General features: G+C 62.2%; 24 protein-coding genes and 1 tRNA gene. 7 read left to right on the top strand and 18 right to left on the bottom strand.

Going from position 1 to position 24,245, the window contains the following annotated elements; genetic code table 11:
• Nucleotides 1–70: 70 nt before the first annotated feature.
• Together QFZ30_RS08600 and QFZ30_RS08595 are read left to right on the top strand one after the other, a co-directional pair.
• Entirely contained in the window at nucleotides 71–1,729 is a 1,659-nt protein-coding gene (locus tag QFZ30_RS08600) for an amidohydrolase (protein ID WP_307075271.1), read from the top strand.
• A 106-nt stretch (nucleotides 1,730–1,835) separates the two neighbouring features.
• On the top strand, nucleotides 1,836–2,579 hold the full coding sequence (locus tag QFZ30_RS08595) for a polyprenol monophosphomannose synthase (protein ID WP_307075269.1): 744 nt from the start codon (nucleotides 1,836–1,838) through the stop codon (nucleotides 2,577–2,579).
• A gap of 158 nt (nucleotides 2,580–2,737) precedes the next feature.
• On the opposite strand, the gene QFZ30_RS08590 is transcribed toward QFZ30_RS08595, so the two are convergent.
• The 4 genes from QFZ30_RS08590 to QFZ30_RS08575 form a co-directional block, all read right to left on the bottom strand.
• A complete protein-coding gene (locus QFZ30_RS08590) occupies nucleotides 2,738–3,085 on the bottom strand; it encodes an RNA polymerase-binding protein RbpA (protein ID WP_003802221.1) in 348 nt (115 codons plus the stop codon).
• A gap of 286 nt (nucleotides 3,086–3,371) precedes the next feature.
• Complete coding sequence (locus QFZ30_RS08585; protein ID WP_307075267.1) at nucleotides 3,372–4,319, bottom strand: SPFH domain-containing protein; 948 nt, start codon at nucleotides 4,317–4,319, stop codon at nucleotides 3,372–3,374.
• A gap of 37 nt (nucleotides 4,320–4,356) precedes the next feature.
• A complete protein-coding gene (locus QFZ30_RS08580) occupies nucleotides 4,357–4,821 on the bottom strand; it encodes an NfeD family protein (protein WP_307075265.1) in 465 nt (154 codons plus the stop codon).
• Nucleotides 4,822–4,956: 135 nt separating this feature from the next.
• Nucleotides 4,957–5,844, bottom strand: coding sequence for a methyltransferase domain-containing protein (locus QFZ30_RS08575; protein WP_307075263.1), 888 nt, complete (start codon nucleotides 5,842–5,844; stop codon nucleotides 4,957–4,959).
• Nucleotides 5,845–5,935: 91 nt separating this feature from the next.
• Between QFZ30_RS08575 and QFZ30_RS08570 the strand changes: the two genes are divergently transcribed.
• Entirely contained in the window at nucleotides 5,936–7,990 is a 2,055-nt protein-coding gene (locus QFZ30_RS08570) for a S9 family peptidase (protein ID WP_307075261.1), read from the top strand.
• On the opposite strand, the gene QFZ30_RS08565 is transcribed toward QFZ30_RS08570, so the two are convergent.
• Nucleotides 7,966–8,658: a peptide deformylase gene (locus QFZ30_RS08565; protein ID WP_307075259.1), complete on the bottom strand. Its 693-nt coding sequence runs from the start codon at nucleotides 8,656–8,658 to the stop codon at nucleotides 7,966–7,968. The two genes, QFZ30_RS08570 and QFZ30_RS08565, sit on opposite strands and share 25 nt — an antisense overlap.
• Before the next feature lie 60 nt (nucleotides 8,659–8,718).
• On the opposite strand from QFZ30_RS08565, the gene QFZ30_RS08560 reads away from it, so the two are divergent.
• Nucleotides 8,719–9,138, top strand: a complete 420-nt coding sequence (locus QFZ30_RS08560; RefSeq protein ID WP_307075257.1) for a nuclear transport factor 2 family protein — start codon at nucleotides 8,719–8,721, stop codon at nucleotides 9,136–9,138.
• A gap of 23 nt (nucleotides 9,139–9,161) precedes the next feature.
• Here QFZ30_RS08560 and QFZ30_RS08555 read toward each other — a convergent pair whose 3' ends face one another.
• From QFZ30_RS08555 to QFZ30_RS08520, 8 genes are all read right to left on the bottom strand, one after another.
• Nucleotides 9,162–10,304, bottom strand: a complete 1,143-nt coding sequence (locus QFZ30_RS08555; RefSeq protein ID WP_373462885.1) for an FAD-dependent oxidoreductase — start codon at nucleotides 10,302–10,304, stop codon at nucleotides 9,162–9,164.
• Entirely contained in the window at nucleotides 10,297–10,989 is a 693-nt protein-coding gene (locus QFZ30_RS08550; RefSeq protein ID WP_307075253.1) for a class I SAM-dependent methyltransferase, read from the bottom strand. The genes QFZ30_RS08555 and QFZ30_RS08550 overlap by 8 nt, the downstream gene beginning before the upstream one ends.
• Nucleotides 10,990–11,005: 16 nt before the next feature.
• Nucleotides 11,006–12,217, bottom strand: coding sequence for a type III polyketide synthase (locus QFZ30_RS08545; RefSeq protein WP_307075252.1), 1,212 nt, complete (start codon nucleotides 12,215–12,217; stop codon nucleotides 11,006–11,008).
• Between the two features lie 155 nt (nucleotides 12,218–12,372).
• Nucleotides 12,373–13,476 carry a lactonase family protein gene (locus tag QFZ30_RS08540; protein ID WP_307075250.1) on the bottom strand — a complete coding sequence of 368 codons (1,104 nt, stop codon included), beginning with the start codon at nucleotides 13,474–13,476 and terminating at the stop codon, nucleotides 12,373–12,375.
• A 104-nt stretch (nucleotides 13,477–13,580) separates the two neighbouring features.
• Nucleotides 13,581–14,852 (bottom strand): enolase C-terminal domain-like protein, encoded by a 1,272-nt coding sequence (locus QFZ30_RS08535; protein WP_307075248.1) that lies wholly within the window; start codon nucleotides 14,850–14,852, stop codon nucleotides 13,581–13,583.
• Between the two features lie 36 nt (nucleotides 14,853–14,888).
• The gene (locus QFZ30_RS08530; protein WP_307075246.1) at nucleotides 14,889–15,755 is read right to left on the bottom strand and encodes a carbohydrate ABC transporter permease; all 867 of its coding nucleotides are present in this window, start codon (nucleotides 15,753–15,755) and stop codon (nucleotides 14,889–14,891) included.
• Nucleotides 15,752–16,693: a carbohydrate ABC transporter permease gene (locus tag QFZ30_RS08525; RefSeq protein WP_307075244.1), complete on the bottom strand. Its 942-nt coding sequence runs from the start codon at nucleotides 16,691–16,693 to the stop codon at nucleotides 15,752–15,754. Before QFZ30_RS08525 ends, QFZ30_RS08530 begins: the two co-directional genes overlap by 4 nt.
• Nucleotides 16,690–18,030, bottom strand: a complete 1,341-nt coding sequence (locus QFZ30_RS08520) for a sugar ABC transporter substrate-binding protein (RefSeq protein ID WP_307075242.1) — start codon at nucleotides 18,028–18,030, stop codon at nucleotides 16,690–16,692. Before QFZ30_RS08520 ends, QFZ30_RS08525 begins: the two co-directional genes overlap by 4 nt.
• Nucleotides 18,031–18,219: 189 nt before the next feature.
• On the opposite strand from QFZ30_RS08520, the gene QFZ30_RS08515 reads away from it, so the two are divergent.
• Together QFZ30_RS08515 and QFZ30_RS08510 are read left to right on the top strand one after the other, a co-directional pair.
• The gene (locus QFZ30_RS08515) at nucleotides 18,220–19,050 is read left to right on the top strand and encodes an NAD-dependent epimerase/dehydratase family protein (RefSeq protein ID WP_307075237.1); all 831 of its coding nucleotides are present in this window, start codon (nucleotides 18,220–18,222) and stop codon (nucleotides 19,048–19,050) included.
• 40 nt (nucleotides 19,051–19,090) lie between these two features.
• Nucleotides 19,091–19,897, top strand: coding sequence for an IclR family transcriptional regulator (locus QFZ30_RS08510; RefSeq protein ID WP_307075235.1), 807 nt, complete (start codon nucleotides 19,091–19,093; stop codon nucleotides 19,895–19,897).
• A 168-nt stretch (nucleotides 19,898–20,065) separates the two neighbouring features.
• Here QFZ30_RS08510 and QFZ30_RS08505 read toward each other — a convergent pair whose 3' ends face one another.
• Nucleotides 20,066–20,245: a hypothetical protein gene (locus QFZ30_RS08505; protein ID WP_307075233.1), complete on the bottom strand. Its 180-nt coding sequence runs from the start codon at nucleotides 20,243–20,245 to the stop codon at nucleotides 20,066–20,068.
• 202 nt (nucleotides 20,246–20,447) lie between these two features.
• Here QFZ30_RS08505 and QFZ30_RS08500 point away from each other — a divergent pair.
• A tRNA-OTHER gene (locus tag QFZ30_RS08500) sits at nucleotides 20,448–20,529 on the top strand.
• A gap of 61 nt (nucleotides 20,530–20,590) precedes the next feature.
• On the opposite strand, the gene QFZ30_RS08495 is transcribed toward QFZ30_RS08500, so the two are convergent.
• The 4 genes from QFZ30_RS08495 to QFZ30_RS08480 form a co-directional block, all read right to left on the bottom strand.
• A complete protein-coding gene (locus QFZ30_RS08495) occupies nucleotides 20,591–20,965 on the bottom strand; it encodes a hypothetical protein (RefSeq protein ID WP_307075231.1) in 375 nt (124 codons plus the stop codon).
• Between the two features lie 510 nt (nucleotides 20,966–21,475).
• The gene (locus QFZ30_RS08490; RefSeq protein ID WP_307075229.1) at nucleotides 21,476–22,708 is read right to left on the bottom strand and encodes an FAD-dependent oxidoreductase; all 1,233 of its coding nucleotides are present in this window, start codon (nucleotides 22,706–22,708) and stop codon (nucleotides 21,476–21,478) included.
• Nucleotides 22,709–22,984: 276 nt separating this feature from the next.
• Nucleotides 22,985–23,785 (bottom strand): hypothetical protein, encoded by an 801-nt coding sequence (locus QFZ30_RS08485; RefSeq protein WP_307075227.1) that lies wholly within the window; start codon nucleotides 23,783–23,785, stop codon nucleotides 22,985–22,987.
• Nucleotides 23,786–23,878: 93 nt separating this feature from the next.
• Nucleotides 23,879–24,103: a GNAT family N-acetyltransferase gene (locus QFZ30_RS08480; RefSeq protein ID WP_307075225.1), complete on the bottom strand. Its 225-nt coding sequence runs from the start codon at nucleotides 24,101–24,103 to the stop codon at nucleotides 23,879–23,881.
• Nucleotides 24,104–24,245 lie beyond the last annotated feature (142 nt).

The following is a 24,245-nucleotide window of genomic DNA, read 5'->3' as shown; positions in this document are numbered from 1 at the left end:
CCATCGCCTGATTTGCGGGGCCGCCGAACGGTACCGCGCCGTCCCCTACACCTAGGAGCATGCCCGCCATATGAAACACGCACGTTCTTCAGCGCCCGCCCAGCCCGGGCGGAAGGTGGTGCTGTACCGCAACGGTTCCGTCTACACTGCCGCGGACCCGTTCGCCACCGCAATGCTCGTCGACGGCGACACTGTCGCCTGGGTGGGCTCCGAGCAGGCGGCATCGTCGATCGCGGACGGCTCCATGGAGATCATCGATCTGCACGGGGCACTGGTGGCGCCGGGATTTGTCGACTCCCACATCCACCTGACCGAAACCGGCATCGCGCTGGGCTCCCTGCAGCTGGGAGAGGTACGCTCGGCCCGGCAACTGTTGGAGACGGTGGCGTCGTCAAAGGCTGAAGGGCCGGTGCTGGGGCATGGCTGGGATGAGTCCCTGTGGGAGGATCCGGCCCTGCCAAGCGCTGAGGAGCTCGAGCGGGCCGCAGGCGGCAGGCACGTCTATCTGTCCAGGGTGGACGTGCATTCGGCCTTGGTTTCGTCCTCGCTGGCAGCCACTGCAGGGCTTGCCGGCCTCGATGGCTTCTCCTCCGGCGGCCAGGTCAAGCGTGCGGCCCACACGGCTGCGCGCCAGGCCACGCGGCGTCTTCCCGACCAGACACTTCGGGAACACCAAAGGCGTGCCCTGATGGAGGCTGCGCAGAATGGATACGTTGCCCTGGCTGAGATGGCCGCGCCGCATGTCGGAGGGGTTTCTGACCTTCGTTTGGCCGCTTCCTGGAACACCGGGCAGGGCGAAGGCGCCGTACCGGAGGTACTGCCGTACTGGGGCGAATTGTCCACCTCCGAGGAGCACGCGCATGCTGTCCTGGAGGAACTTGGCGTCCCCGTGCGCGGCCTTGCCGGCGACTTGAACATTGATGGGTCCATCGGCTCCCGGACTGCGGCACTCCGGTCCGACTACAGCGACGCACCGGGGGAGCGTGGCAGCCTCTACCTTTCGGCGGACCAGGCCGCTGCCCACCTGGCAGCCTGCTCGCGGTTGGGCATCCAGGGGGGCTTCCACGTCATCGGCGACGCCGGGCTGGACGCTGCGCTGACAGCACTTGACCTCGCCGCAGCGGAAGTGGGCGAACAACGGATCCGCGCTGCCGGTCACCGCTTTGAACACGTGGAAATTGCCGATTCCGACGCCGTGCAGCGGCTGGCCCGCTATTCGGTCACCGTCAGTGCCCAGCCCGGGTTTGACGCCGCCTGGGGTACCTCAGCGGGTCTGTACGAGCAGCGCCTGGGCAGCCGGAGCCAGTCCATGAATGCCTTCGCCTCTTTCTACTCTGCAGGAGTCCCCATATGCTTCGGCAGCGACAGCCCGGTCACTCCGCTGCGCCCCTGGTCGAGCGTCCGTGCCTGCCTGCAACACAACAACCCCGACGAACGGATCTCGGCGCGGGCGGCGTTCCTGGGCCATACCCGGGCAGGCTGGCGGGCCGCCAAATACCAGAACCCGATGGCAGGACAGCTGGTTCCGGGAGCCCCCGCGAGTTTCGCCGTTTGGGAGGTTGAAGAACTGATGGTCCAGGTGGCCGACGGACGGGTGCAATCCTGGAGCACCGATCCGCGGGCACGTACTCCCTTGCTTCCGGCCTTGGACACCGGAAGGGACCCGACCTGCCTGCAGACCGTGCGGGACGGGTACGAGCTGTTTGCCAGTCCTGCTCTGCGCCCCTGAGCCTGGCCTGCAGGGCGACACCCTATAATGGATAGTTGCGCCTGTCAGCCAGCGCTTCCGCTGTGCGTCAGTCGCTCCGACCGCTCCCATCCAGGAAAGGCTCCCTGTGCGCGTCCTTACCATCATTCCTACCTACAACGAACTGGAATCGCTGCCCAAGACACTTCAACGCCTGCGCGCAGCCGTGCCGGAATCTGATGTGCTGGTGGTGGATGACAACAGCCCCGACGGAACCGGCCAGCTCGCCGACAGCTTCGTTGCCGACGATGCTCAGGTCCATGTACTGCACCGCCAGGGCAAGGAAGGCCTGGGCGCGGCCTACATTGCCGGTTTCCGCTGGGGCCTGGACGCAGGTTATGACGTCCTGGTGGAAATGGATGCGGACGGGTCACACCAGCCTGAACAGCTTCCACAGCTCCTGGAAGCCGTAGAGCAGGGCGCGGACCTGGCCATGGGCTCCCGCTGGGTTGCGGGCGGCAGCGTGGTGAACTGGCCGCTGTACCGTCAGGCGATTTCCCGGGTCGGCAGCACGTATGCGCGCATTATGCTGGGCCTCAAGATCAAGGACGTGACCGGCGGATACCGGGCTTTCCGCCGGACAACGCTGGAAAAGCTGAACCTCGACCAGGTGGACTCGGTGGGCTACGGCTTCCAGGTGGACCTGGCGTGGCGTGTGGCCAAGATGGGGCTAAGGATCGAGGAACGACCCATCACCTTCGTGGAGCGTGAGCTGGGCGCCTCCAAGATGAGCGGCAACATCGTTGTCGAGGCGATGATTAGCGTGACCAAGTGGGGCCTGCAGGCCCGGTGGAACAAGTTGACAGGCAAGAAGGCCTCCGCCCAGGCCTGACCCAGGCTGAGCCGTGAATCAGACTGCATTGTGAAACCTCAGCTGAACCGGGCAGCCGAACTGCAAAGGGCCGTCCCTGCACCGTGATAACGGTGCAGGGACGGCCCTTGCCAGTTGGTGGGGCTGCGCCAGCGGTGACGCCGCGTCAGCTAACGCGGTTAGGCGCTGCGCCGTTCGCCACGGCGTTCGCGCAGGATGGTCAGGCGGTCCTCGAGGATCTGCTCCAGCTCCGGGAGGGAGCGCCGCTCAAGCAGCATGTCCCAGTGCGTGCGGACAGCCTTTTCGTTGCTGGTGTCCGGGCGTTCGCCGTCAACCAGGAGCGCTTCCTTACCGGTCTTGGAAACCCACACAGGGGGAATTTCCGCTTCGGAGGAGAAGGTAACAAAGACCTGTTCGCCGTCCTCGCACCTGTATTCGACGCGCTGACGCGGAGCCGGCTCGACGCCGGACTCGGTCTCCATGCTCTGCGCGCCAAGGCGCATACCCCGCAGGCTGCGATCGCTCATGTTTTCTCCCTCTGGTCGGTTCGTGGAGCAAGGCTCCACGCTAGCCGGCAGCGATCAAACGCTGCCGGACTACTGTGTGCGCTGTGCTGCATCATAAGATTCAACGCATTGCTAAGCATTCTTGTTCCAGCGGATCTGCTCCGACCGGACAAATATCCTATTATACGGGTCGAAAGGCGCCGGGGCAAAATACCACACTATCGACCTGCGGAAACAGGGAAGGGGACCTTCAAGTGTTGAAGGTCCCCTCGCGTAGTACCTGAAACAGGCCGCCTGACGACCGGTGTCAGGACTCCGGCTGTTTGGCGGGCTCGTCGCTGAACAATCCGCCGCCCGCGCGCGGATCAGGGTTGGTGCCGCCGAGGGCGTTGCCGATGCCCTTGAGGGCTTCGCCGACTTCACTGGGGATGATCCACAGCTTGTTCGATGAACCCTCCGCCAGCTTGGGAAGTGTCTGCAGATATTGGTAGGCCAGGAGCTTCTGGTCGGGGTTGCCCTTGTGGATGGCATCGAAGACCTTTTGGATGGCCTGGGCCTCGCCGTCCGCGCGCAGGATGGCTGCCTTGGCGTCACCTTCAGCGGCCAGGATGGAAGCCTGCCGCTGGCCCTCGGCCGTCAGGATGGCCGACTGCTTGGTGCCCTCGGCGGTGAGAATGGCTGCACGCCGGTCACGTTCTGCCCGCATCTGCTTTTCCATGGAGTCCTGGATGGAGTGCGGCGGATCGATGGCCTTCAGCTCCACCCGCGAGACACGGATGCCCCAGCGTCCGGTTGCCTCATCGAGCACACCGCGCAGCTGTCCGTTGATCTGGTCCCGGGAGGTCAGGGCCTCTTCGAGGTTCAGTCCGCCCACGACGTTACGCAAGGTGGTGGTTGTCAGCTGCTCCACGGCCTGGATGTAGTTGGCAATCTCGTACGTGGCCGCACGCGGATCCGTGACCTGGAAATAGACCACCGTATCGATGGACACCACCAGGTTGTCCTCGGTGATCACCGGCTGCGGAGGAAATGACACTACCTGTTCCCGAAGGTCGAGGAGCGGCAGGAGCCGGTCCACGAACGGGATCAGGATGGTCAGGCCCGGGTTGAGTGTCCGCTGGTACTTGCCGAGCCGCTCAACTACGCCTGCCCGGGCCTGCGGGATGATTCGCACCGAGCGGACCAGAACAATAATCACGAATACGATCAGGACCACCAGCACAATGCCCACCGCGGCTCCTCCTGCGTTATCCATACATCTCCTTATTCCCCAGTTGTTGATGAAGCTGTATCTAGGACGGGTTCGCTGTTTCCGGCTGGGCCGAGACGACGGCGGTTGCGCCGTCGATGGCGGAGACCACAACTTTTTGGCCCGCCGCAAGGACGCCTGCCGCAGAGCGTGCGCTCCAGACGTCGCCACCGATCTTCACGAGGCCGCCCGTTGAGCTGACGGCTTCCATGACCAGGGCCTGTTCCCCGATGAGCCGGTCTACATTGGTCCGCTGCTCGGAGGGTCCCTTTTTCAGGTGCGTGAGGGCAACCGGCCGGACAAACGCGATCATCAGCAGTGAAACCACGCAGAAGACGACGATCTGCAGCCAGAGGTCCGCTCCCGCGAAATCCGCTATGAGGGCGGCAAGGGTTCCGCCGCCCAGCATGATGAAGAAAAGGTCGAGTGTGATCATCTCGATTACTGCGAAGGCGAGGAACACGGTGAGCCACAGTGCCCACCAGTTCTCACTCAGCCATTCAAACATTCCGTCCCCCTCCGACCGTCCCCTTTGCCCTGCGTGCCGGCGGCGGCAGGCTCCAGTAACTGTCCCTCCATCCTAGTCCGAAGGCCGGCAGGGCGGCGGATAGCCGGGAACCGCAGCCGGATAGTGGCCAAGTCGTTATCCCGGCGGCCCGGCCGGACTGAAAACGGTGATCCGGAACCTGGCCTCCACTTCCGTGGCGGCGGCCAGGCCGTCGAGTCTCCCATAGATGGCAGCACGGTCCAGGTGATGTCCTGCCGGTCCCATAAAAGCCAGGTCAGCGACATCGCCGCGTGTCAGCACCATTGGAACATCCAGGTCCTGGACTGATCGGACAACGAAGTGCCCGGACATGGACTCGGCGAGTCTGTCGTCCTTGTCCGCTCCGATCCCGAGCATCCCCGTTTGCCTGGTCACGGCGGCCAGGTGGCCTGCCCGCGGAGTCACAACCACCAGCCGGCCGCCCGGTCGGAGGACCCGGGCGAATTCGGCCGCATTGCGGGGCGCAAAAATGACAGTGATGACGTCGACGGCGGCGTCTGCGACCGGAAGCGGCTGCCAGACATCACACACAAGGTTGATCGCCTCCGGATTAAGGCGTGCTGCGCGCCGCAGAGCGAATTTTGAGATGTCCAGCGCGACCGCGGTGAGGCCGGGCGTGGTTGGTGCCAGCGCATCCAGCAGCGCCCTAAGGTAGTGGCCGGTCCCGGTTCCGGAATCCAGGATGGTGCCGGCGCCCCCGGAAAGAACGGGAGTGACAGCGGTCGCCACCGCGTCAGAAAGCGGGCGGTAGTGCCCGCCTTCGAGGAACGCAAAGCGGGCCGCTACCATCTCCGCAGAGTCAGCTTCGAAGACGGTGCCTTTTCCGACAAGCAAATTGAAGTACCCCTGCCTGGCCGCGTCGAAACTGTGCCCGGACGCGCATACCAAGGCTGCCGGCCGGGGAGCTGCCTGTCCGCCATCTGCAGCATTGAGCGGAGCCCGGCACAGGGGGCACAGCAGAGGGACAGCGGGGGAGGATGGCATATGCACCATCTTAGGGCGGTGATACGGGCGGGCGGTGCGGCGAAACCCGTGCTGCTTCGCCTTGGGAAGAGCGCACGTTAGGCTCACATGGGTGAAGCCAGAACACCTCCCTTTGTTGAATTCCGTCTCGGCCCCGGCTGTCCATCCAGACGGCAGCAGGGCAGTCGTTTCGGTGACCAGGCCGGATTTCCTCGCAGACTCCTACGTGGGCCAGTTGTGGAATGTTCCATTGGACCCCCTGAAACTGCCCCGCCGCATGACCAGGGGATTCCTTGATACTGCGCCTTCGTTCTCGCCGGACGGGCTGGTGCTGGCTTTCCTTCGGGCGGCGGGACCGTCCGCGAAGCCGCAGCTCTGGGTGGTGGAGGCTGAGGGTGGCGAACCGCAGCAACTCACCGACAGACTCCTGGGCGTCGAGTCTTTTGCGTGGTCTCCGGACTCCCACAGGATTGTCTTTAGCTCGAGAGAGCCGGCAGAGGGGCGGTACGGCAGCAGCGAAGGCGTTGGACGCGAAGCCGAGGACCCCCGGTTCATCACGACGTACCAATACCGGATGAATGGCGTGGGCTACACCAAGGACAAACCCACACAACTTTTCGTGATGGATGTCCCAGGGCTCGGCGACGAGCCCCGGATCACGCCCAGGGGACGCACGCAACGGTCACCGCACGCTGCGGATGCCCCCGACGAAGAACCTCGTTACGTCGATCCGCTGCCGCCGGCCCGGCAGCTGACGTCACTCGCGGCTGACCATCACAGCGCGGGATTCAGTTCCGATGGCTCCTATGTGTATTTCGTGGCGGCCCCGCCCGAAAACGATGAGGAACTATCGGCCGGTATCTATCGCGTCCCGATCGGGGGAGGGGACCCGATTCCGGTGAGGCCTGCGGACGCTGCGCGACGGGCCGTCCAGGACGTCCTGCAGTCCAAGGACGGCGCGTGGCTGTTCTTCATTGCAAGAGGACTTGGCGATTCCGGCAGGGACTTCGTGGCCCGCAATGCTGTCCTGTATTGCATGCCGGCCGAAGGCGGCGATGCGGTTGCACTGACCGATCCGGAAATGATGGACGTTGCCTGCCCAGGCGGGCGGATTGAGCTCCGCGGCGCGGACAGGGCCCTGGTCCTGAATAATGCCCAGGGCACGGTGGAACTCCTCGAGTTGAGCGCCACGGGGGACCACGCCCTGCTGGTGCATGGCGACAAGGTGGCGACGGGAGCCGCGTGGGCGGGAGGTTCGCTGCTGGTAGCGTTCTGCGATCCTTCAACTGCCGGTGACCTGGCGGTGCTGGAAGGAGGGCAGTTGCGGCTGCTCACAGATTTTTCAGCGCCACTCCGGACCGAGGCGGAAGTAGTGGTTCCGCAAGAGCTGACCTTCGACTCGGGTGACGGGTATCCCGTCCACGGCTGGCTGGTCAAGCCTGCCGGCAAGGGCCCCCATCCCGTGCTGCTGAACATCCACGGCGGGCCCTTCGCCCAATACACAGGGGCATTCTTTGACGAAGCCCAGGTTTACGCCGACGCCGGGTACGCGGTGCTGATGTGCAATCCCCGAGGCTCGGCGGGCTACGGCCGTGAGCATGGGCTCGCTATCAAAGGCCGGCTGGGGACGGTGGACATGCAGGATGTGCTGGCGTTCCTCGACGGTGCGCTGAAGGAACTTCCGGCTCTGGATGCCGGGCGGCTGGGCATCATGGGTGGCTCGTACGGTGGATATCTGACCGCGTGGACCATAGCGCGGGACCATCGGTTCCAGGGAGCGATCGTGGAGCGCGGGTTCCTGGACCCTGTCAGTTTTGAAGGCTCGGCCGATATTGGCTGGTACTTCGGCGCGGAATACACCGGCGGGTCACGCCAGGAGATCGCCGCCCAGAGCCCGATGGAACACGTGGACGACGTGCGGACCCCGACGCTCGTCATCCACAGCGAGGATGACCTGCGGTGTCCGATAGAGCAGGGCCAGCGCTACTTCACGGCGCTGAAGCGGCGTGGAGTGGAGACCGCGCTGCTTGTCTTTCCGGGTGAGGACCATGAGCTGTCGCGGTCCGGAACGCCGCACCACCGCCGTCAGAGATTCGAACACATCCTGCGCTGGTGGTCCAGGTTCCTCCCAACGGCTGCAAATCAGGAAGAGCCGCCTTCTGCCTGACTGGCCGGCAGTTCAGGGAGGAAGCCCAATCCGGCGCGTGACTTGCCGATACCCGGCTCAGCCCACCGGGCGGCGTACTCGGCGTTGCTGCTCAGTGACCTCAGCTCGGCACGGTCAACATACAAGGTGCCGTGCAGGTGGTCAGTCTCGTGTTGGACAATGCGTGCCTGCCAGCCCTGAAAGTCCCGTTGGGCCGCTGATCCGTCAGGCGTTTCGAACTCGAGCAGCACGCGTTCATGGCGCACCACCACGGCCTGCAGGCCGTTCAGCGAAAGGCAGCCTTCAAAAAACGCAGCGGTCTCCGTTCCGCGGGGGCTGTAGCGCGGATTCAGGATGGCCAGGAACTCCAGCGGCGTACGGTTGCGTAACACAGCCGCCTCCGGATCGACGTCGAACTGGTCCTCCAGCACTGCAAGCTGCAGGGGTACGCCCAGTTGGGGTGCGGCCAGCCCGACCCCCGGGGCTTCATGCATGACGCGTCTCATGAGATCGATCAGTTGCTCCAGTTCACCGCCGCTGATCTGGCCTTCGAAGGCAGCGGCGTGCTGGCGGAGCACGGGATGGCCTGCCTGCACGATCGGCGGCAGCGTTACGGCGGAGAGGAGTTCCTGCACGGTCTCCTGGATAAGCGCCGGGCTGAAGGGCGTGGGCGGGGAGGCTGGGCTCATGGGAAAAGCCTAGCGGCGCAAGGACTGTGGCGGCGGCACACGTCCGCTAGTCTCGATGCCATGACTGAACTGAATTCACCGGATACTCTGCCCCTGGACTGTGTGCTGGACTTCGTCCGGGCCTTGGAAGCAGGCGGGGGCGCCGCGGAGATCCGGCCTTTCCTCTCTGAGGACTTCGTCCTGGTCGAAGCGCCGCACCTGCTGGCGCCGGAAGGGACCACCCGGAACCTCGAACAGGTGCTGGCGGGTGCCGACCAAAGCGCCCAGGTGGTCGTTGGCCAGAAGTTCGAGATCAGTCGCACAACCTGCCAGGACGGCCGCGTTGTGGTCGAAGCCGACTGGTCCGCCACGTCGCAGATGGACCTGAGATATTGGGACGCCGGCGAGACAATCCGCGCCAGGACGTCATCCGTATTCGAAGTCCGGGATGGCCGGATCGTCAGCCAGCACAGCTACGACTGCTACTTCGCTGCTGCCTGAGGCGCTCCCGTCCCCATTGCGCTTCACTGCATGGTGAAGCGCCTGGCCACCAGTCTGTTCACCGGGGGAATGGAAGCAGCTGTGCTGATGGCGGCGTTCCGCAGCCCCAGGAACGGCTGATCCAGGGGGCGTCCGAGCATCATGTTCACCTCGGACTGCCGTCTGGCTACCTCCGCGGACCGTTGACGTCGGAGTTCAAAATCCCGGAGCCTCCGTCCAACGCGTAGACCCTCCAGCGCTCCACGGATGATGGGCGCCAGCTCTTCAGCGTCCAGCCAGCCCAAGTTCATCCCTTGGCCGCCGATCGGGCTGATTTCGTGGGCAGCATCGCCAATCAATGCCGTTCTTCCTGCCACCAGCCGGGCAGCCATCGTTGACCGGGCGCTGAAACTGCTGAGCATCGAGTTCGTGGACGCGTCCGGGCGGATCCCCGTGCGCTGCTCCACCAGGCCTGCAAGATCGGCAGCGCTGGGGGCAGGGCCCGGCTGGCGGACCCGGACCACCCACCGCCGAAGGCCGCCAGGCAGCGGGAAGGATTCGACGATCCCGCCAGTCTCGAGGAAGAGCACCGCGTCCTGACCGTGAGTCCCCGCATCAGCGAAATCACCCATCACGTAGTGGTCAGGGTAGCTTTTGGTCCGGACGGGGATGCCCAGCAGGTTCCGCATCAGCGAACGCGAGCCGTCGGCCCCCACCGCCAGGGCAGCTGAAAGCTGCGACGGGACGGCGACGCCGGCAGCGCCGTCGATGGCGAGGGTGACCCGGCCGCCGTCGTCCTTTATCCCCGTCACATGGGCGCCCCTGACCAGGGCTGCGGGGTCAAGCTGACGAACCCGGCGCTCCAGGAGTACCTCCGTACGGAACTGCGGGAGGGCCAGGACAAACGGGAACCGGTCGGAAACCCTTGCAAAGGACATTGAACCCAGTGTCTCCGTGCCGCTCATGGCGATTCCCCGGCGGATGGGCACGCCTCCACTGACCATGGCAGAAGCGACGCCCACTCGGTCCAGGGCCGTGAGCGCCGGCGGGTGGATGCCGATGGCACGCGAGTGCCGGTCCCGGTGAAGCCGCTGTTCCACGACCCGAACACCGACTCCTTGCTCCAGGAGGAGCGCGGCGAGGTAGAGGCCTACCGGGCCACCACCGACGATCACCACGTCAAGCATCCGGACCATCCGTGCGGTGGACCAGCAACTGATGGAAAGGGGAGTGGGGCTCAATGCGCCAGCCCGGCGGAGCGAGTTCGGACAGCTCAGCCGGAGTGTAGCTGCGCCGGATGGATGTCAGGCCGTCGGCCCGGATGAAGGAGCCCCTGAAAGGAAGGGCCGCCACGGAGAACAGGGCATAAGCTGCAGGGCTCCGGCGCAGGTCATTGTGCAGTGCCTTCCTACGCGAGAGTGCTTGGGACTCGGCCAGCAGCAGCTGAAGTTCGGCCGGTCGTAGGTGGTGGAGCACATGGTTCGAGATCACAACGTCGTAGCTGCGGCCCTCCCTCAACAGGTCGGAGCTGTGCGCCTGCCGGAAGTCCACCCCCCGAATCTTCGGTCGTCCGGCCGCAAACCGGTGGGCCCGCCAGTCCGGGTCGATCCCGGTGACCTCGAGCTTCATTTTGTCCCGGTCCGCCCATCTGGCCAGTGTCACCGCAAGGTCACCTCCGCCGGATCCGATGTCCAGCAGCGTGGTTGCTGACTCCGCGGTCAGCAGCGGGCGCAGTTCCCTGGCGTAAAGCCGGCGCCAGCCGGAAAGGGCCTTGTTCACTACGGCGAATTGCCGGTAGGTCCTTTCCAGGCGGCGCGGGTCGCAGTCGGGCAGGTCCATCGTTTCCACGGCGTCGGAGGCGCGCCTCCGCATCAGCAACACGTGACGCTCAAGCCAGGGCCGATTCCGCCGCGGCCTGCCCTTCAGTCTGCTCCTGAGCGGGTTCTGCAGGGGCGGCTCTTCCTCCTGCGGCCTGGCGGAGTTTCGTGAAGAGGCCGGTTTCCACGGTGAGGCCCGGTCCGAATGCCATGGAACAGATGCGTTCGTCGCCGTCCTCCGGCGGCTGCTCCAGAATGTTCTTGAGGACAAAAAGCACGGTGGCACTGCTCATGTTTCCATATTTCCGCAGGGTCTCCCGGGCAGGAACCAGCTGCTGGTCCGTGAGCTGGAGCCTCGACTGGACCTTGTCCAGGATGCTCCGGCCGCCCGGGTGGATGGCCCAGTGCCGGATCCCGCGGTAGGGGAGTCCCTGTACGGAAGGGTCGTGGGCAAGAAGCGGTGCCAGCGCGCCCACAATATGGTCGTCGATAATGTGGGGGACATAGTTGCCCAGCACCATTTCAAACCCGTGGTCGCCGATGTTCCACGCCATCGATTCCTCACCGACAGGGGTCAGTACGGTTTCGAAGTGGTCGAGCTGCAGCAACGCGGGTGCGTCCGGAACCTCACGGGAAGTTACGACGGCGGCCGCCGCGCCGTCCGCAAACAGCGCAGACCCCATGATGGTGTCCGGATCGTTGGAGGTGCGGACGTGCAGGGAGCAGAGTTCAGCACAGACCACCAGGACAACGGCCTGCGGATCCGCCTCGCAGAACGACTTGGCAGCCCGGAGCGCCGGAAACGCGGCGTAGCAGCCCATGAACCCCAGGTGGTATCGCTGTACGGCCGGATCCAGCCCCAGGGCACGGACGATCTTGTAGTCCGGTCCGGGGTTGAAGAATCCGGTGCAGGAGACGGTGATGAGGTGAGTTATGTCAAGTAAATCCAGATCCGGACAGGCATCCACGGCTGCGCGGGCGGCATCGATGAAGAGCTTGGTGGCTTCCCGGCCGAAAATTTCGTTGCGGACCTTGGTGCTGGGATTCAGCAGGAGTCCTGTTGCCGGATCGAAGAACTGTGGGTCGTCGACGCGGAAATCCATGGTCATTTCCTCGACCGCCGTGTAGCGGGTATCGATGGCGGCGGAATCGAAACACGTATTCACCAGCCTGGAACCCAGCCTGGAGAGGCCGGGCTGGGCCGCAAAAACATCCCGGGCTTCCGTCTGGACCAGCATCGTTGGCGGAACAGCAGTTTCCAGTGAGCGCACATAGACCGTCATTGATTCATTCTTGGTGAGCCCTGCAGATAAGACAATGGGCCAGGCCGCCTGACATGCGTTTGAGCTGCAAAGACTCAGATCCGAGCATGCCGGGAACGCTGCCGTCCCGCCCGTGATACACGGCTGCCGACGCTTTGAACTGTCAGCAACGCCGGTCAAGTCGGCAATGGGACCTTCCGCGCCCGTGATTCCGGGTAGTTTGAGCCTTCCTGGTACGGAGAAAACTCTATCCATCGCGGGCCGGCTGAGCATCCCAGGGAGCTCTCCCACGTCAGAAGCCCGCTGGCTCTATTTATACGGTAGATCGAAATTCTGTTGGATATTTCTCCGCAGACAAGTAGGAATTTTCCGGTCGGGTCGATGGCCATCCCGCGCGGTTGTTCCTCCGTTTTTACCGTTGCACGCAGTGTTAGTGATTGCGTGGGAATGTCGTGTGCCAGCACAGCGATGGTGCTGCTGGTTCGTTCGGTGGCGTATAGAAAACGTCCATCCGGGTTGACCTGAAGTTCAGCACTCCAGATGGCGTTTGCGCCAGGGGCAGGGCCCGTTCCGTTGCGGATGGTCCCCGGTATGAGCCCCAGTTCGGGAGCTATGGTGGATGCGTCGTTAATCTCGGCTAACGCTCCGGTGACCTCATCTCGAGCGTAGCTTCTCATGGCGCCGGATAATTCGTGGAGCGCATACAGTACGCCGCCATCGGGCGAGAAGCGAAGATGGCGGGGGCCGCTATTGGGCGGACAAGGAAGAGACCCCTGTCTGACGAGGTGCCCTTCATCGTGCAGCAGCCACCACACAATTTGATCGTCTCCCAGCGAGGTGGCGTATACGAATCGCCCATCGGGGCTTGGAAGTACGGCGTGGGCGTGGCGGCCGGGGCTTTTGCTGTTTAAAGGCGCGTCCGGCACATTTCCCTTGTCATCAATGCGGGCAACGGATATGAAGTTTCCCTCATAGGAAGCTCCGAGGAGGAAACGGCCAGTTGGGTCCACAGCTAGGTAGGCCAGGCGGGCAGTGGAGCTGGCCGTGGCGGAGTGTTGAAGGGAACCCCGGGCAGAGATGTGGAGCGATGCCACTGATGGGGGATCGGTCGCAAGAGAGGCGTAGAGCTTTTCTTTGGCCGGATGCATGGCGAGGCAATGAACGGGTGCGGCGGTGGAGAACTGCGAAAGAGGGACTAAAGTGCCCGAAGTCGCGTCAAACAGCAGGACTTCGATCTTCAAACCTTCATAACAGGCGACGTAGACGGCGAAGCGGGTCATGGTGGCTGCGGTCCTCACATTTATTACGGAATCTGTAAAGCTCCCTCGGCAGATTGCCTGATTGAACAGAATGTAAGTATCTACTGTGCAACAGGTGTTTCGCCCTACCAGCGTGGAGCAACGTACTCGTACTCGGGTTCAATTGATTTCATATAGCCGGTATCATTTCTCGTTCGGATGTTCGAGGCCAAGTACTTGTCGTGGAGCCTGCCCAGGGCGTCACGGTCGAGCTCGAGCCCAAGGCCCGGTTTATCTGGTACCCGGATAGCTCCTTCGATAAATTGGAGATCCGCTGTGCTAACGACATCTTCGGATTCGTCTTTCCACGGCCAATGCGTGTCAAGGGCATAAGTCAGGTTCTCTGTGGCGGCACCAAGATGGACCATTCCTGCAAGGCTGATTCCAAGGTGGCTGTTTGAGTGCATGGACACGCCAATACCGAAGGTTTTGCAGAGTGCTGCGAGGTTTAGGGACGGGAGAAACCCTCCCCAGTAGTGCTGGTCAATGAGAATTACCTGGACGGCTTTGAGCCGGATCGCCTCCGGAATGTGGCCCGTTTCCACAACGCACATGTTAGTAGCCATGGGAATACCGGTCCGGCGCGCCACCTCTGACATCCCTTTGATTCCCATTGTCGGGTCCTCATAGTATTCAAGGGTCTGGCCGAGCCGCTTGCCAACACGGACGGAAGTCTCAACGGACCAAGCACCATTAGGATCCACCCTCAAGGGCAATGACGGAAACGCGGCGCGAAGTGCCTCGATAGCTTCTGCTTCCTCATCTGGTGCAAACACACCTCCCTTGAGCTTCAGGGATTTGAAGCCGTACTCACGGAGCATTTTCTGTGCCTGGCGCACAATTCCATCTGGGTCCAGTGCCTGACCCCAGCGATCCTCGTCGCCTCCAGGATGCGTTGCCCACTTGTAGAAGAGGTAAGCACTGAAATCGACGCGGTCGCGGTGTTTGCCGCCCAGTACCGACCACACCGGTTCACCAAGGATTTGTCCCTGAAGGTCATAAAAGGCCGAGTCGAAGGGAGCTACCACGCTGCCGATGGTCTTGCCGGACGTTGCAAGCCCCGTGAGGCCGCTCTGCGAGCCTCTTGAGGCTCCGCCAATAGCGCCGCTGATAACGCTCCAGAGCCGGCCGACGTCGAATGGCGAGGCGCCCCTGACAGCTTCTGCTGCTTTCTTCAGCAATTCCAGGTGGCCTGCGTCGCCGTATGTCTCTCCCAGCCCGGTCAGCCCGGAAACAGTGTGGACTTCAACAATTGCCCGCAAAGCGAGTGGTTCGTGGACTCCTACGGCATTGAGTAAGGGCGGGTCCGTGAAGGCCACGGGCGTTATAAGGACATGATTGATCTCGTGTCGGCTCATGTAGATGTTGGTCCAATCGTAGATAAGTATTTCGTTCTAGCCTTTGACGGCGCCGGAGGCGAGCCCGCGCATGAACGACTTCTGGAAGCACAGGAAGGCTATGACGGAGGGCAGGAGGGCAAGTGTTGCTCCCACAAGGACGACGCCGAGCCCGACCTCCGGATCGGCCCTCAGGCTCCGCAGAGCCAAGGGAAGTGTGAACATATTTGAATCGGAGGCGACGATAAGGGGCAGAAGGTATTGATCCCAGATCATGGTGAAGCCGAAGACACCGATCACTCCGAGGGCAGGCGTGCAGGTGGGAAGGATGACGGAGAAAAAGGTACGCAATTCACCTGCCCCATCAATCTTGGCCGCCTCCTCCAGTTCCATCGGCACTTCCTTCATAAACTCCGTCATGACCAGTATTGAGAATCCCCAGGCGATGACGGGGACGATCATTCCGGCGAGGGTATTGATGAGGTTGACCCCAATGAATGGAACATCGGAGAGGACCCGTGAGAGGGGAATGGCCAGAATCTCCTCAGGCAGCATCAGAGTAGCCAGAACCAGAAGCATGGCGATCCCGCGTCCCCTGAACTTTTTCCGGGCCAGTGCGTAGGCAGCAAAAACCGAGACCAACATTTGAAACAGGAGGCCGATGCCGACTACTACCAGGGAATTCCCGAGATAGAGCATGACGCTGCGGTCTAAAGCCGTGGAAAAATTCTCCAGGCTGGGCTGTTGAGGTATCAAGCTCAATGACGATGGGTCGCGATTGGTGGAAAACGCGCCGACGATGATGGCGATCAGCGGGCCGGCGAAGACGATGATGATCAGCGCCCAAAGGCAGTAATTTATTGCCTTGATCCAAGGCTTACTGTTAGTACCCAGGCTTAGGGCTGAATCGAAACTTGTGCTCACGCTTTCCTCCTGCGGGAGAGCTGTATCAGTAAGGTCAACGCGACGGTGGCCGCAAAGAGAAGGACCGATCCTGCTGCGGCGATTCCGAGCTGATTGCGCTCGAAACCGAGTTTATAGATCAGGGTCATGACGACTTCCGAGGAACCGTTTGGTCCGCCATTTGTCAGCAAGAACACCTCGGTAAAGACCCGCATGCCACGAATGGCTGCGAGGGTCAAAAGGATGGCGATGACAGGCCTGAGCGCCGGCAGCGTTACATAGAGTATCCGCCGAAGTGGACCGGCCCCATCGAGTGCGCTTGCTTCGTAGAGCGATTTGTCCACGCTGACCAAACCGGCAACGATGATGATCATGTCATACGGCGCCCCTCGCCAAATCCCAACAAGCATTACGGAAACAAGGGACGAGTCCGGCGAATTGATCCACTGCGAGGGCTCTAGAGCGATCCAGGAAAGAACCTGATTTGCTATGCCATCCCCCGTGGGGTGGTAGATGATGCGCCAGACCTCTGCAATCACGGCCATGGGGGCGACCACAGGAAGGAACGCCGCTGAACGGACAAACCACAGGCGCTTTGCCTGGCCCTCCAGGAGAAGCGCCAGTACGAAGCCCAGCAGCAATGAGCCAGCGGTTTGTCCCACACCGAGTAGCAGCGTATGCCAAACTGCACCCTGGAAATCATCGCTGGAAACCAGCGCATTGTAGTTCTGAAGGCCCACCCACTGATTTCCGAGGAAGGGCCGTACGTTCTGGAAGCTTGTCATGACAGCTTCCCCCATAGGGATGAACTTGAACATCAGGAACAGAACAAGCGCGGGGGCGAGGAAAGCCCATGGGACCCAGAAACCCCCATTCCGCCGGCCGGAACGCCGCTTGGGCGGTCCGCTGGGCAACCGCTCAGACTTTCGAGATTCCTCGATGACCGCCGAATCGCTCATTCTGCCAGCGCCCCCTGAGCCTCAAGCTCTGCGGTGAACTTTTCGTCGAGTTTATTCATTTGATCTGCAACGTCCAGGCTGCAGTCGCTGATGAGCGTGTTGAGGGTTTCAGCTGAAGCGTTAAGGAACGGAGCCCAGTTGGGAACGGCAGGAACGTAGCGGCCATTTTCGTCGTAAAGCTTTTCGAACATCTGCCAGCGGGAGTCCGCCCGAATCTTCGACATATCCACGTCGGAGTTGACGGGTACACGAACCAGGTTGCCTTCCCGGTCGCCTGCCATTGCAACCGTTTGGCCCTCCGCTGAGACTGCCCATTCAGCAAATTTTTCCTGCGCCATTTCATTTGCGCTGCCGGCCATCAGGTAGACGTTGTTACCCTCCGCCAGAGTGGTGAGGCCGGCCGGCCCGGCAGGCAAGGCGAAGACTTCCACTACGTCCTTGCCTGGTTTCAGATCGAAACTCGCCAGTTCGTAGGGTGCTACGAGGTAGGACCCAACAGCTCCGGTCTGGAACAGCTCTTTGACGTTTGTGGTGTCTTGGCTGCCTACACCGGGCTGGAGAACGTCGTGTTCGCAAACCAGGCCGCGAATCCACTTGGCGGCAGCAACCGATCCGTCACTTGCTACCTCCGAGGTGAACTTTCCGCTGCCATTGTCTTTGAAGTACTCCCCGCCGCCGGACCAAAAAAACGAAGACGTGTTCCACGAGATGTAGCCGCGCTTCGTTGACCCGGGGACGCCCAGACCTGCAACGTCCTTTCCGGTGCCGGTGGGATCCCCTGTCGCATAGGATTCCCAGAGCTTGACCAATTCGTCCCAAGTCGTCGGAACTTCTGCGCCAACGTTTTTGCGCCAATCGGATCGGTTGAACAGTGCAACTGTCTGGGCTGTGTGCGGCACGCCGTAGAACTTCCCGTCTGCTGCCTTTGCACCCTCCCAAGCCCGTGGCTTGATTTTGTCCGAGCCCTCTATATCGGCAGGCACAATCTCGCGGAGCAGCCCTTGCGTCTTCATGTTTCCAAGTTGCGCGGTGTCATTGATGACGATGTCAGGCAGATCTCCCTGCGAGGCGCGCTGTTGAAGCTTGATTTCGAAGTCCTCCAGGATCGAGGTGAACTCGACCTTAATGCCTGTGGCGTCACTAAACGCCGCAGCTACTTCTTGGCCGACCTTATCGGAAGGGCTGCCTGGCGCCTTCCGCTGCCAGATCTCCAGGGTCTGCGACGTTTCGTCGTTCTGTTTTACGGAAGAGCCTTCGGCAGCACCCGTTGAACAACCTGCAAGTGCCGTAGCTGCCAGCATTCCAACACTTAGAATCAGTGCAATTTTCGAATTCATCCTGAGCTTCCTTGTCCATGGATGGGGGCGAACGGAGGGGGCAACCCTCATCGAGGCGGTTAGGACCGCAAGCGGGACGCAAACTCAGAATCGATTCGGGGTTTATATATGTGAATGCCTGTTATGCTGTAAAACGTACTTCATGAGAGTATGAGTGGAATCACATCGTGTCAACCGCAGGAGGAACCATTGTCCGCAACGCCTCTGCCGCAAACCATCGCACTGACGGGCGGTGCAGGCATGATGGCCACCCTGTTGCGCCCGTACCTGGAAAGGGCCGGGCACAACGTCCGGCTGATAGATCTAGTGCCTGCTCCTGCACCCCGTCGCCATGAAACTCTTCACATTGGCTCCGTGGTTGACGCTACTTTCATGAATGCCGCTATTGCCGGCACAGACGCAGTCATTCACCTTGGCGGGATCCACCGGGAGAAATCCTGGGAAGAGTTGGTCGCCACCAATATCACCGGCACCCAGGTGACACTCGAAGCAGCGCGGATTAATGGCGTCAAACGCGTCCTGCTTGCCAGCTCCACCCACGCCGTCGGCTTTCACCCCCTCGATGCTGCGCGTGACGGCAGGCACCTGGCTCCGCGGCCGGACACCTATTACGGAGTCAGCAAGGCGGCAATGGAGGCCCTTGGCAGTCTGTATGCCGATAAGTTTGCTATGAAGGTCGTCAGTGCGCGCATCGGCACTGGCGGGGAGCGGCCTGAGAACGTCCGGACGCTGTCGTCCTGGCTTTCCCCGGCGGATTCCTACCGATTGGTTGAGGCTACCCTGAACGGGTTAGGCGCACCGGGACACCACGTGCTTTGGGCCGTCTCGGCTAATTCTCGCGGCTGGGCGGACTTGTCGGCCGGTCGCAGGATTGGATTCAATCCCCTCGACGACGCCGAGGACTTCGCGGCAGAAGTGGGCGCAGAAGAAAACGCCCCGAATGTCCTCCTCGGCGGACAATGGGCAAGCAGCAGTCACCAGATCGGAGTAGACAATTACTCTGGTCTGCCGGCGAAATGAATTACCGTACCGAGAAGACGCAGGGAACAGGAACGCGCTAATGACACCCTTGGACGAGCAGCCCGGCGACGCCGGGCCTGTCGGCGACGTGAAGATGGTGAAGTCTGCCGAGCGGACCATCGCCATCCTCGAAATGTTGGCGGCCGCACCGCAGCCACTGACCGCTGCGGACATTTTCAAACAGACAGGGTATCCGCGCTCCAGCCTCCATTGGCTTCTGCTGACCTTGCTGGAGCTCAATTGGATCGAGCAGAATTCTGAAGGGGCCTATCGAATCGGTACCCACGCGCTCCTCTGCGGCACCGCCTACCTTGACCGGGATCCAGTGATGGAACACGTCTCTGGCGTCCTGGAGAGGATCCGTAACGCCACGACATTCACCACCCACTATGCCCGCTTGGACCGGTCCGATGTTATCTACCTCGCTACCCGGCAGGCGGTGGACCGCCGGCGACTCTCATCTCGTGTGGGCCGAAAGCTTCCCGCCCACGTGACAGCGCTGGGCAAGGCCATCCTCGCGGAGTACACCGACGCCGAGGTCCAGCAACGAATCGGCGCCGGACCCTACCAGCAGCTAACCCCACACACTGTGTCTGACTTTGAAGGTCTGCGGGCGGAATTGGAGGAGTTCCGCAAGACAGGGCACTCAGTCGAGCGAGAACAGAATACTGTTGGCCTGTGCTGCGTGAGCGTGGTGGTGCCATACCGGATCCCCGGCACTGACGCCATCAGCTGCTCCATTCCCACGGAACTGGCCACCGAGGAAGTACTTCGCCAGACTGTAGCCACACTGCAAAAATCGGCCGCCGAACTCGCCAGAACCCTGCGGGGGGCAGGCATTCGCTAGGCCAAAGGTGTCTCACCCGCAGAAACGCCGATTGGTCAAGAAGCGCCGGTTGGTCATGGGAAGGAAGTTCTCGCAGGAGCTACTTCTACTGCCGTGGCTTTAACGCCGATAATCTACATTATGTAAAGTGGAATCGGTGATGTTGCATCTGCTGCATCCTGCGCGCCCTCACCCGTTGGTCATCGTTGCCCGGTGGCTGTCTGGCAACGCGGTTCTTGTCGCGGCGTCGGCCTCAGCCAGCACCGCCGGCAGCGTCAGCCCAAGGGCCAGGATGATCGACCACGTCATGAAATCCGGGCTGGGCCTGGCGCCGATGAGGTCCGCCCAATGGTTTGAGCCGTTCAACACCGGCTACAGCCACCCTATGCCCGGGCTGACTGACGTGGCGGACAACGGTCCCTGGGATCGGCAAGCGAACTCAGGCGTCCTCGAGGCGACTTATCACCGAGAAGGGCAAGCTGCGGGAAGCGATCAAGGCAGCCGGTGCTGGTGCTCACGACGTTCGAGGACGAAAAGATCGAACCGGCCGCCCGCCGGTAGGCTGTTTCTCGGAGAGCTACGCTAATTGGCAAGCGGACGGTCTTGAAACCCTTGTCCGGAAGGACTTGTGGGTTCGAGTCCCACGCCCTCCGCTACGGATGGAACCGACCTACCGCCTGCGACATTGCCGTTCAGATAACTGGCGAGCGGCGCTCAACCCATCTGCTGCCTGTTCTTCATGATCACTGCTCTGGTCTTCTCTAATTCGGGAGTTGGGCTGAACTCGACAAGCTCGGTATCAGCAAAGAACACGGGGACGTGGCCAGGGGGTGCGTAATAGGCCTCCCCGGGGCCGATTACGTCCTCACTCCCATCCGCGTAGCGGTAGATGACTTTGCCCCTGATCACGTATCCCCAGTGGGGGCACTGACATCGGTCGTCGGGCAGACCAGCGAACAGCGGGGCGGGGTCTGCGTCTGCGGAGAAGGTCTCAAAACCGACTGTGTAGCCCTCGAGGTCTTCGTACTGGGCAACGAAGCCTTCTCGTTCTGCCGTCTCCGAAGCGTTGGCCTTATCGATCTTCGCCATGGGCCCTCCTCTGCCTCCGCGACTGATCTGTCTGCACCCCCCTTCGTTCAATCATAATCACACGACCCCAGATCGCCTGCCCGAGGGCTCATGCGTGCTGATATTTGCGCGTCTTGATCAGCAATGCGCCTCCTTGCCCTGACAGCTGAAGTCGAAGGCTTCGAAGAGGACCGAGCCGAACAGCCTGGCGATGCAAGGTCCCCGACCGGCCGACACAAGCCTTCCTAGGGGTGAGCCGGCGATCTGGTCCTCAGGCCGCTGCGCCGGTTTCCTGTCGTCGAATGCTGTATCGCCGCCTGCGGCAGCATAGTGAAGAAGCGGCTAACGCGCTTACCCATCAGTACTCTGTGTATCTCATCAGATGAATCATGCGGCCCTCCCCCGTGCTCATCCCGGTACGCGCGTCCAAGGCGCCTTGTGCCGAGGCACCCAGAGTAGTTCGCTTTCGTCCGGAAGTGACAGAAGCAGCCGGCCTTCAGACCTCGGGCAGGGCAGTGATTGGCTGGCCCGTCATCGGGCCGGGGTTCGGGCCATGTGGTCAGCCAGGAATGTGGCGTCCGCGCCGACGCCCGAGAAGAGGCCCGACTTGAAGGTGTGCATCCAGTGCAGCCCGAGGAAGTACAGACCAGTGACTGGGGTGACACCGCGCTGTTGGATAGGCCGACCGCGCTCGTCGAACAACGGGATCTTGACCCAGCCGAAGTCGTAGGCGTAGCCGGTTGCCCAGACGATCGTGTTGATGTCTTCCCTAGCGAGGTTCAGCGAGTCGACCTCCTCCACTGTGGGGCGATAGATGGTTTCCAAAGGCTCTTCGTCAACGAGATCGTCTTCGATTCCATTGCCGATGAATTGCCGCGCGGCCGACAAGAAGTCAGTGTAGGCCCTGTCGGCCTCATCGAGGACCTGATTCGCATTGGCTAATACACCGAGATTCCTGCCAGATGCGCCGCCGACCCGGCCGATCACCTTGGCGCCCTCTGAGGCAAGTTGCCGAACATTCACGTCGTAGCCTCCGTTTACGCCGGTGACTACTGTCGAAGGTGGGTATTGACGCGAGGGAAAGCTATCTATTGTCTGCGCAAACCGGCCCAGTTCCTCCAGCCACCAGTAAATGTCCCTGCCCCTGAAGCGTCTCGGTGCGCGCCGGTGCCGGCTCACCGACACGTACACGCGGCGCCCGGCATGTAGCAGCTCGTCGGCGATCTGACAGCCCGAGGCGCCGCTGCCCACTACCAGCACGGCGCCTGCCGGCAACGCGTCCGGAGAGCGGTAATGCGTGGGGTCGAGCTGCAGCACCGTCGGTGAGACGTCAACCGCCAGCCGGGGGACGAGGGGAAGCTGGAACGGTCCGGTTGCGATTACCACGCGTCGTGCGTGGATAGAACCATCAGCCAAGAATACGTCGAAGCCGTCACCTGCGCCGTGTTCAGCGACCGCGCGCACTTCAGTGTTCTCGCGCACGGTAACCCCTGCGCTGCCGGCATAGTGCTCAATCAGACGAAGAACTTCGCTGTAATGCGCGAACCCGTCGGGATCATTTCCCGCGTATGCGTAGCCCGGTAGCTGGAGCGTCCAGTTCGGGAACTGAAAGTGCAAGGAGTCCCATCTTTCGGTACGCCAGCGTTCACCGACTCGCCGACGCTCCAAGACGACGTGCTCGCGCCCCTGTTGCTGCAGGACGTTGCTCATCGCGAGTCCGGCCTGGCCGCCCCCGATGACAACGACGTCGTGATGCTCCCGCATGCTCGCTTCCAAGAGACTGGTGACACATCGAGCGTATCAGCGGCGGTCTGCAGTTAGGCCAGAGCGATCCCTAAACTCTTAGAGTCCCGGGCCCAAAGTTGGCGTCGGAAGTCAGGCAAGCACACTTGCGGGAGCCAAGCGAGGGCGTGATCGTCACCGACGCCTCGCTGGTGGTTCCCTGTTCGTCGCCGCGAAGTACGTCTCCCCCCCACAACCCATACAAGCTGTTACATTCCGCGAAGGGTCTCGCGCGGAGACCCAGACATCTTCACTTAATTACTCCGTCAGCGTGGCGATCGCGGCCGCTACCGGTTTGTGTCGGTCTGCCTGCGCGTCATCCCAGTATCCAAACAGGTGGAGGGTCGTCATCCGGAACACCAACGCTCTGAGGAGCAGCTGACGCCACTGCGGAATCCCGTGGTTGTCAGCGAGTGCGTCGAGGGAGTGCCCGTGCCAACACGCAGCGTCGACTACGGCGATCGCCGCTCCGAGTCCGGGCGGACGCCAGTATGGCGCCCAGTCGATGACCGCCGGCGGGCGCCCTTCTGCGAACAGGACGTTCCCGAGAAGATCTCCGTGGATAACCTGCGAGGGAGCATTGACGAGGCGACACTCCGCAACCAGCAGTTCGAGAAGCTCATCGGCAGGCAGGGTCGCCTCACCCCATGCAATCCGATCAGCTTGGCTCCACGGATCATTCGACGCCGCGATGAAGGACGGCCGCGGGAGCCCCGCAATTGCACGATGGAACGCCTCCCCCGCACCCACAATGTCGCCGACCCGGGTCTCGTCCGCGACGCCCGGGATCCACTCGGTGGCTTGCCAACCGTCGTGTACCCAGTTGCCTCGATCGTCGCGGATCGGCCGCGGGACCGTAAACCCTTCGGAACTGTCGATCACTGCCAGCACCTGCGACTTCCAGGCGGCCTCTTCGGGGTCTTCTATGGGGCGCACCACGATCTGCCCGGATCGCCACGTCAGCCCTCGCCCGCCGGCCATTCGCTCCGGCGTCCCCGCTGCTCCGAATGCCGCGAAGACCGCGGGCGTGGGCATTACCGACGGCTTGGTTCCAACCATGCGTCAAGTATGCCTGCCGTTGCTTCTACATCCACTCTGACATGAAGGACTTAACAAGATCGTTGAAGATGGGCTCGGGTAGGCCTACCGGCGCTAGTGAAGGTCAGGCCTGTTCCAGACGACTTCGCCGTCGTCGTCCCACACGCTGTGGTGGCGAGTGAAGCCGAGCTTTTCGAGCACTCGAAAGGACGGCGCGTTCCACAGACGCACGGTTGACCAAAGGCGGGAACGACCTGTCTGTCGAGCGGCTGCGACGACTGCGACGACTGCTTCTGTGGCGTAGCCGCGCCCGTGAGCAACTTGGAACAGCTCGTACACGAATACGTGAAGAAAACTCCATTAGCCCATCATTGCGCAAGGGGACTGGCGAAGAGGTCCCACACCCGCGTTACGGAATCCCCATTTCCCTCGAGACAGAGGAGTGCGAGGCGAGTCACGGGATTTCATCCCCTGCATCGCT

The sequence above is a fragment of the Arthrobacter pascens genome, assembly GCF_030815585.1.
Taxonomy (GTDB): domain Bacteria; phylum Actinomycetota; class Actinomycetes; order Actinomycetales; family Micrococcaceae; genus Arthrobacter; species Arthrobacter pascens_A.
The sequence above is the reverse complement of the archived record's forward strand: the minus strand, read 5'-3'. Positions and strand labels throughout refer to the sequence as shown.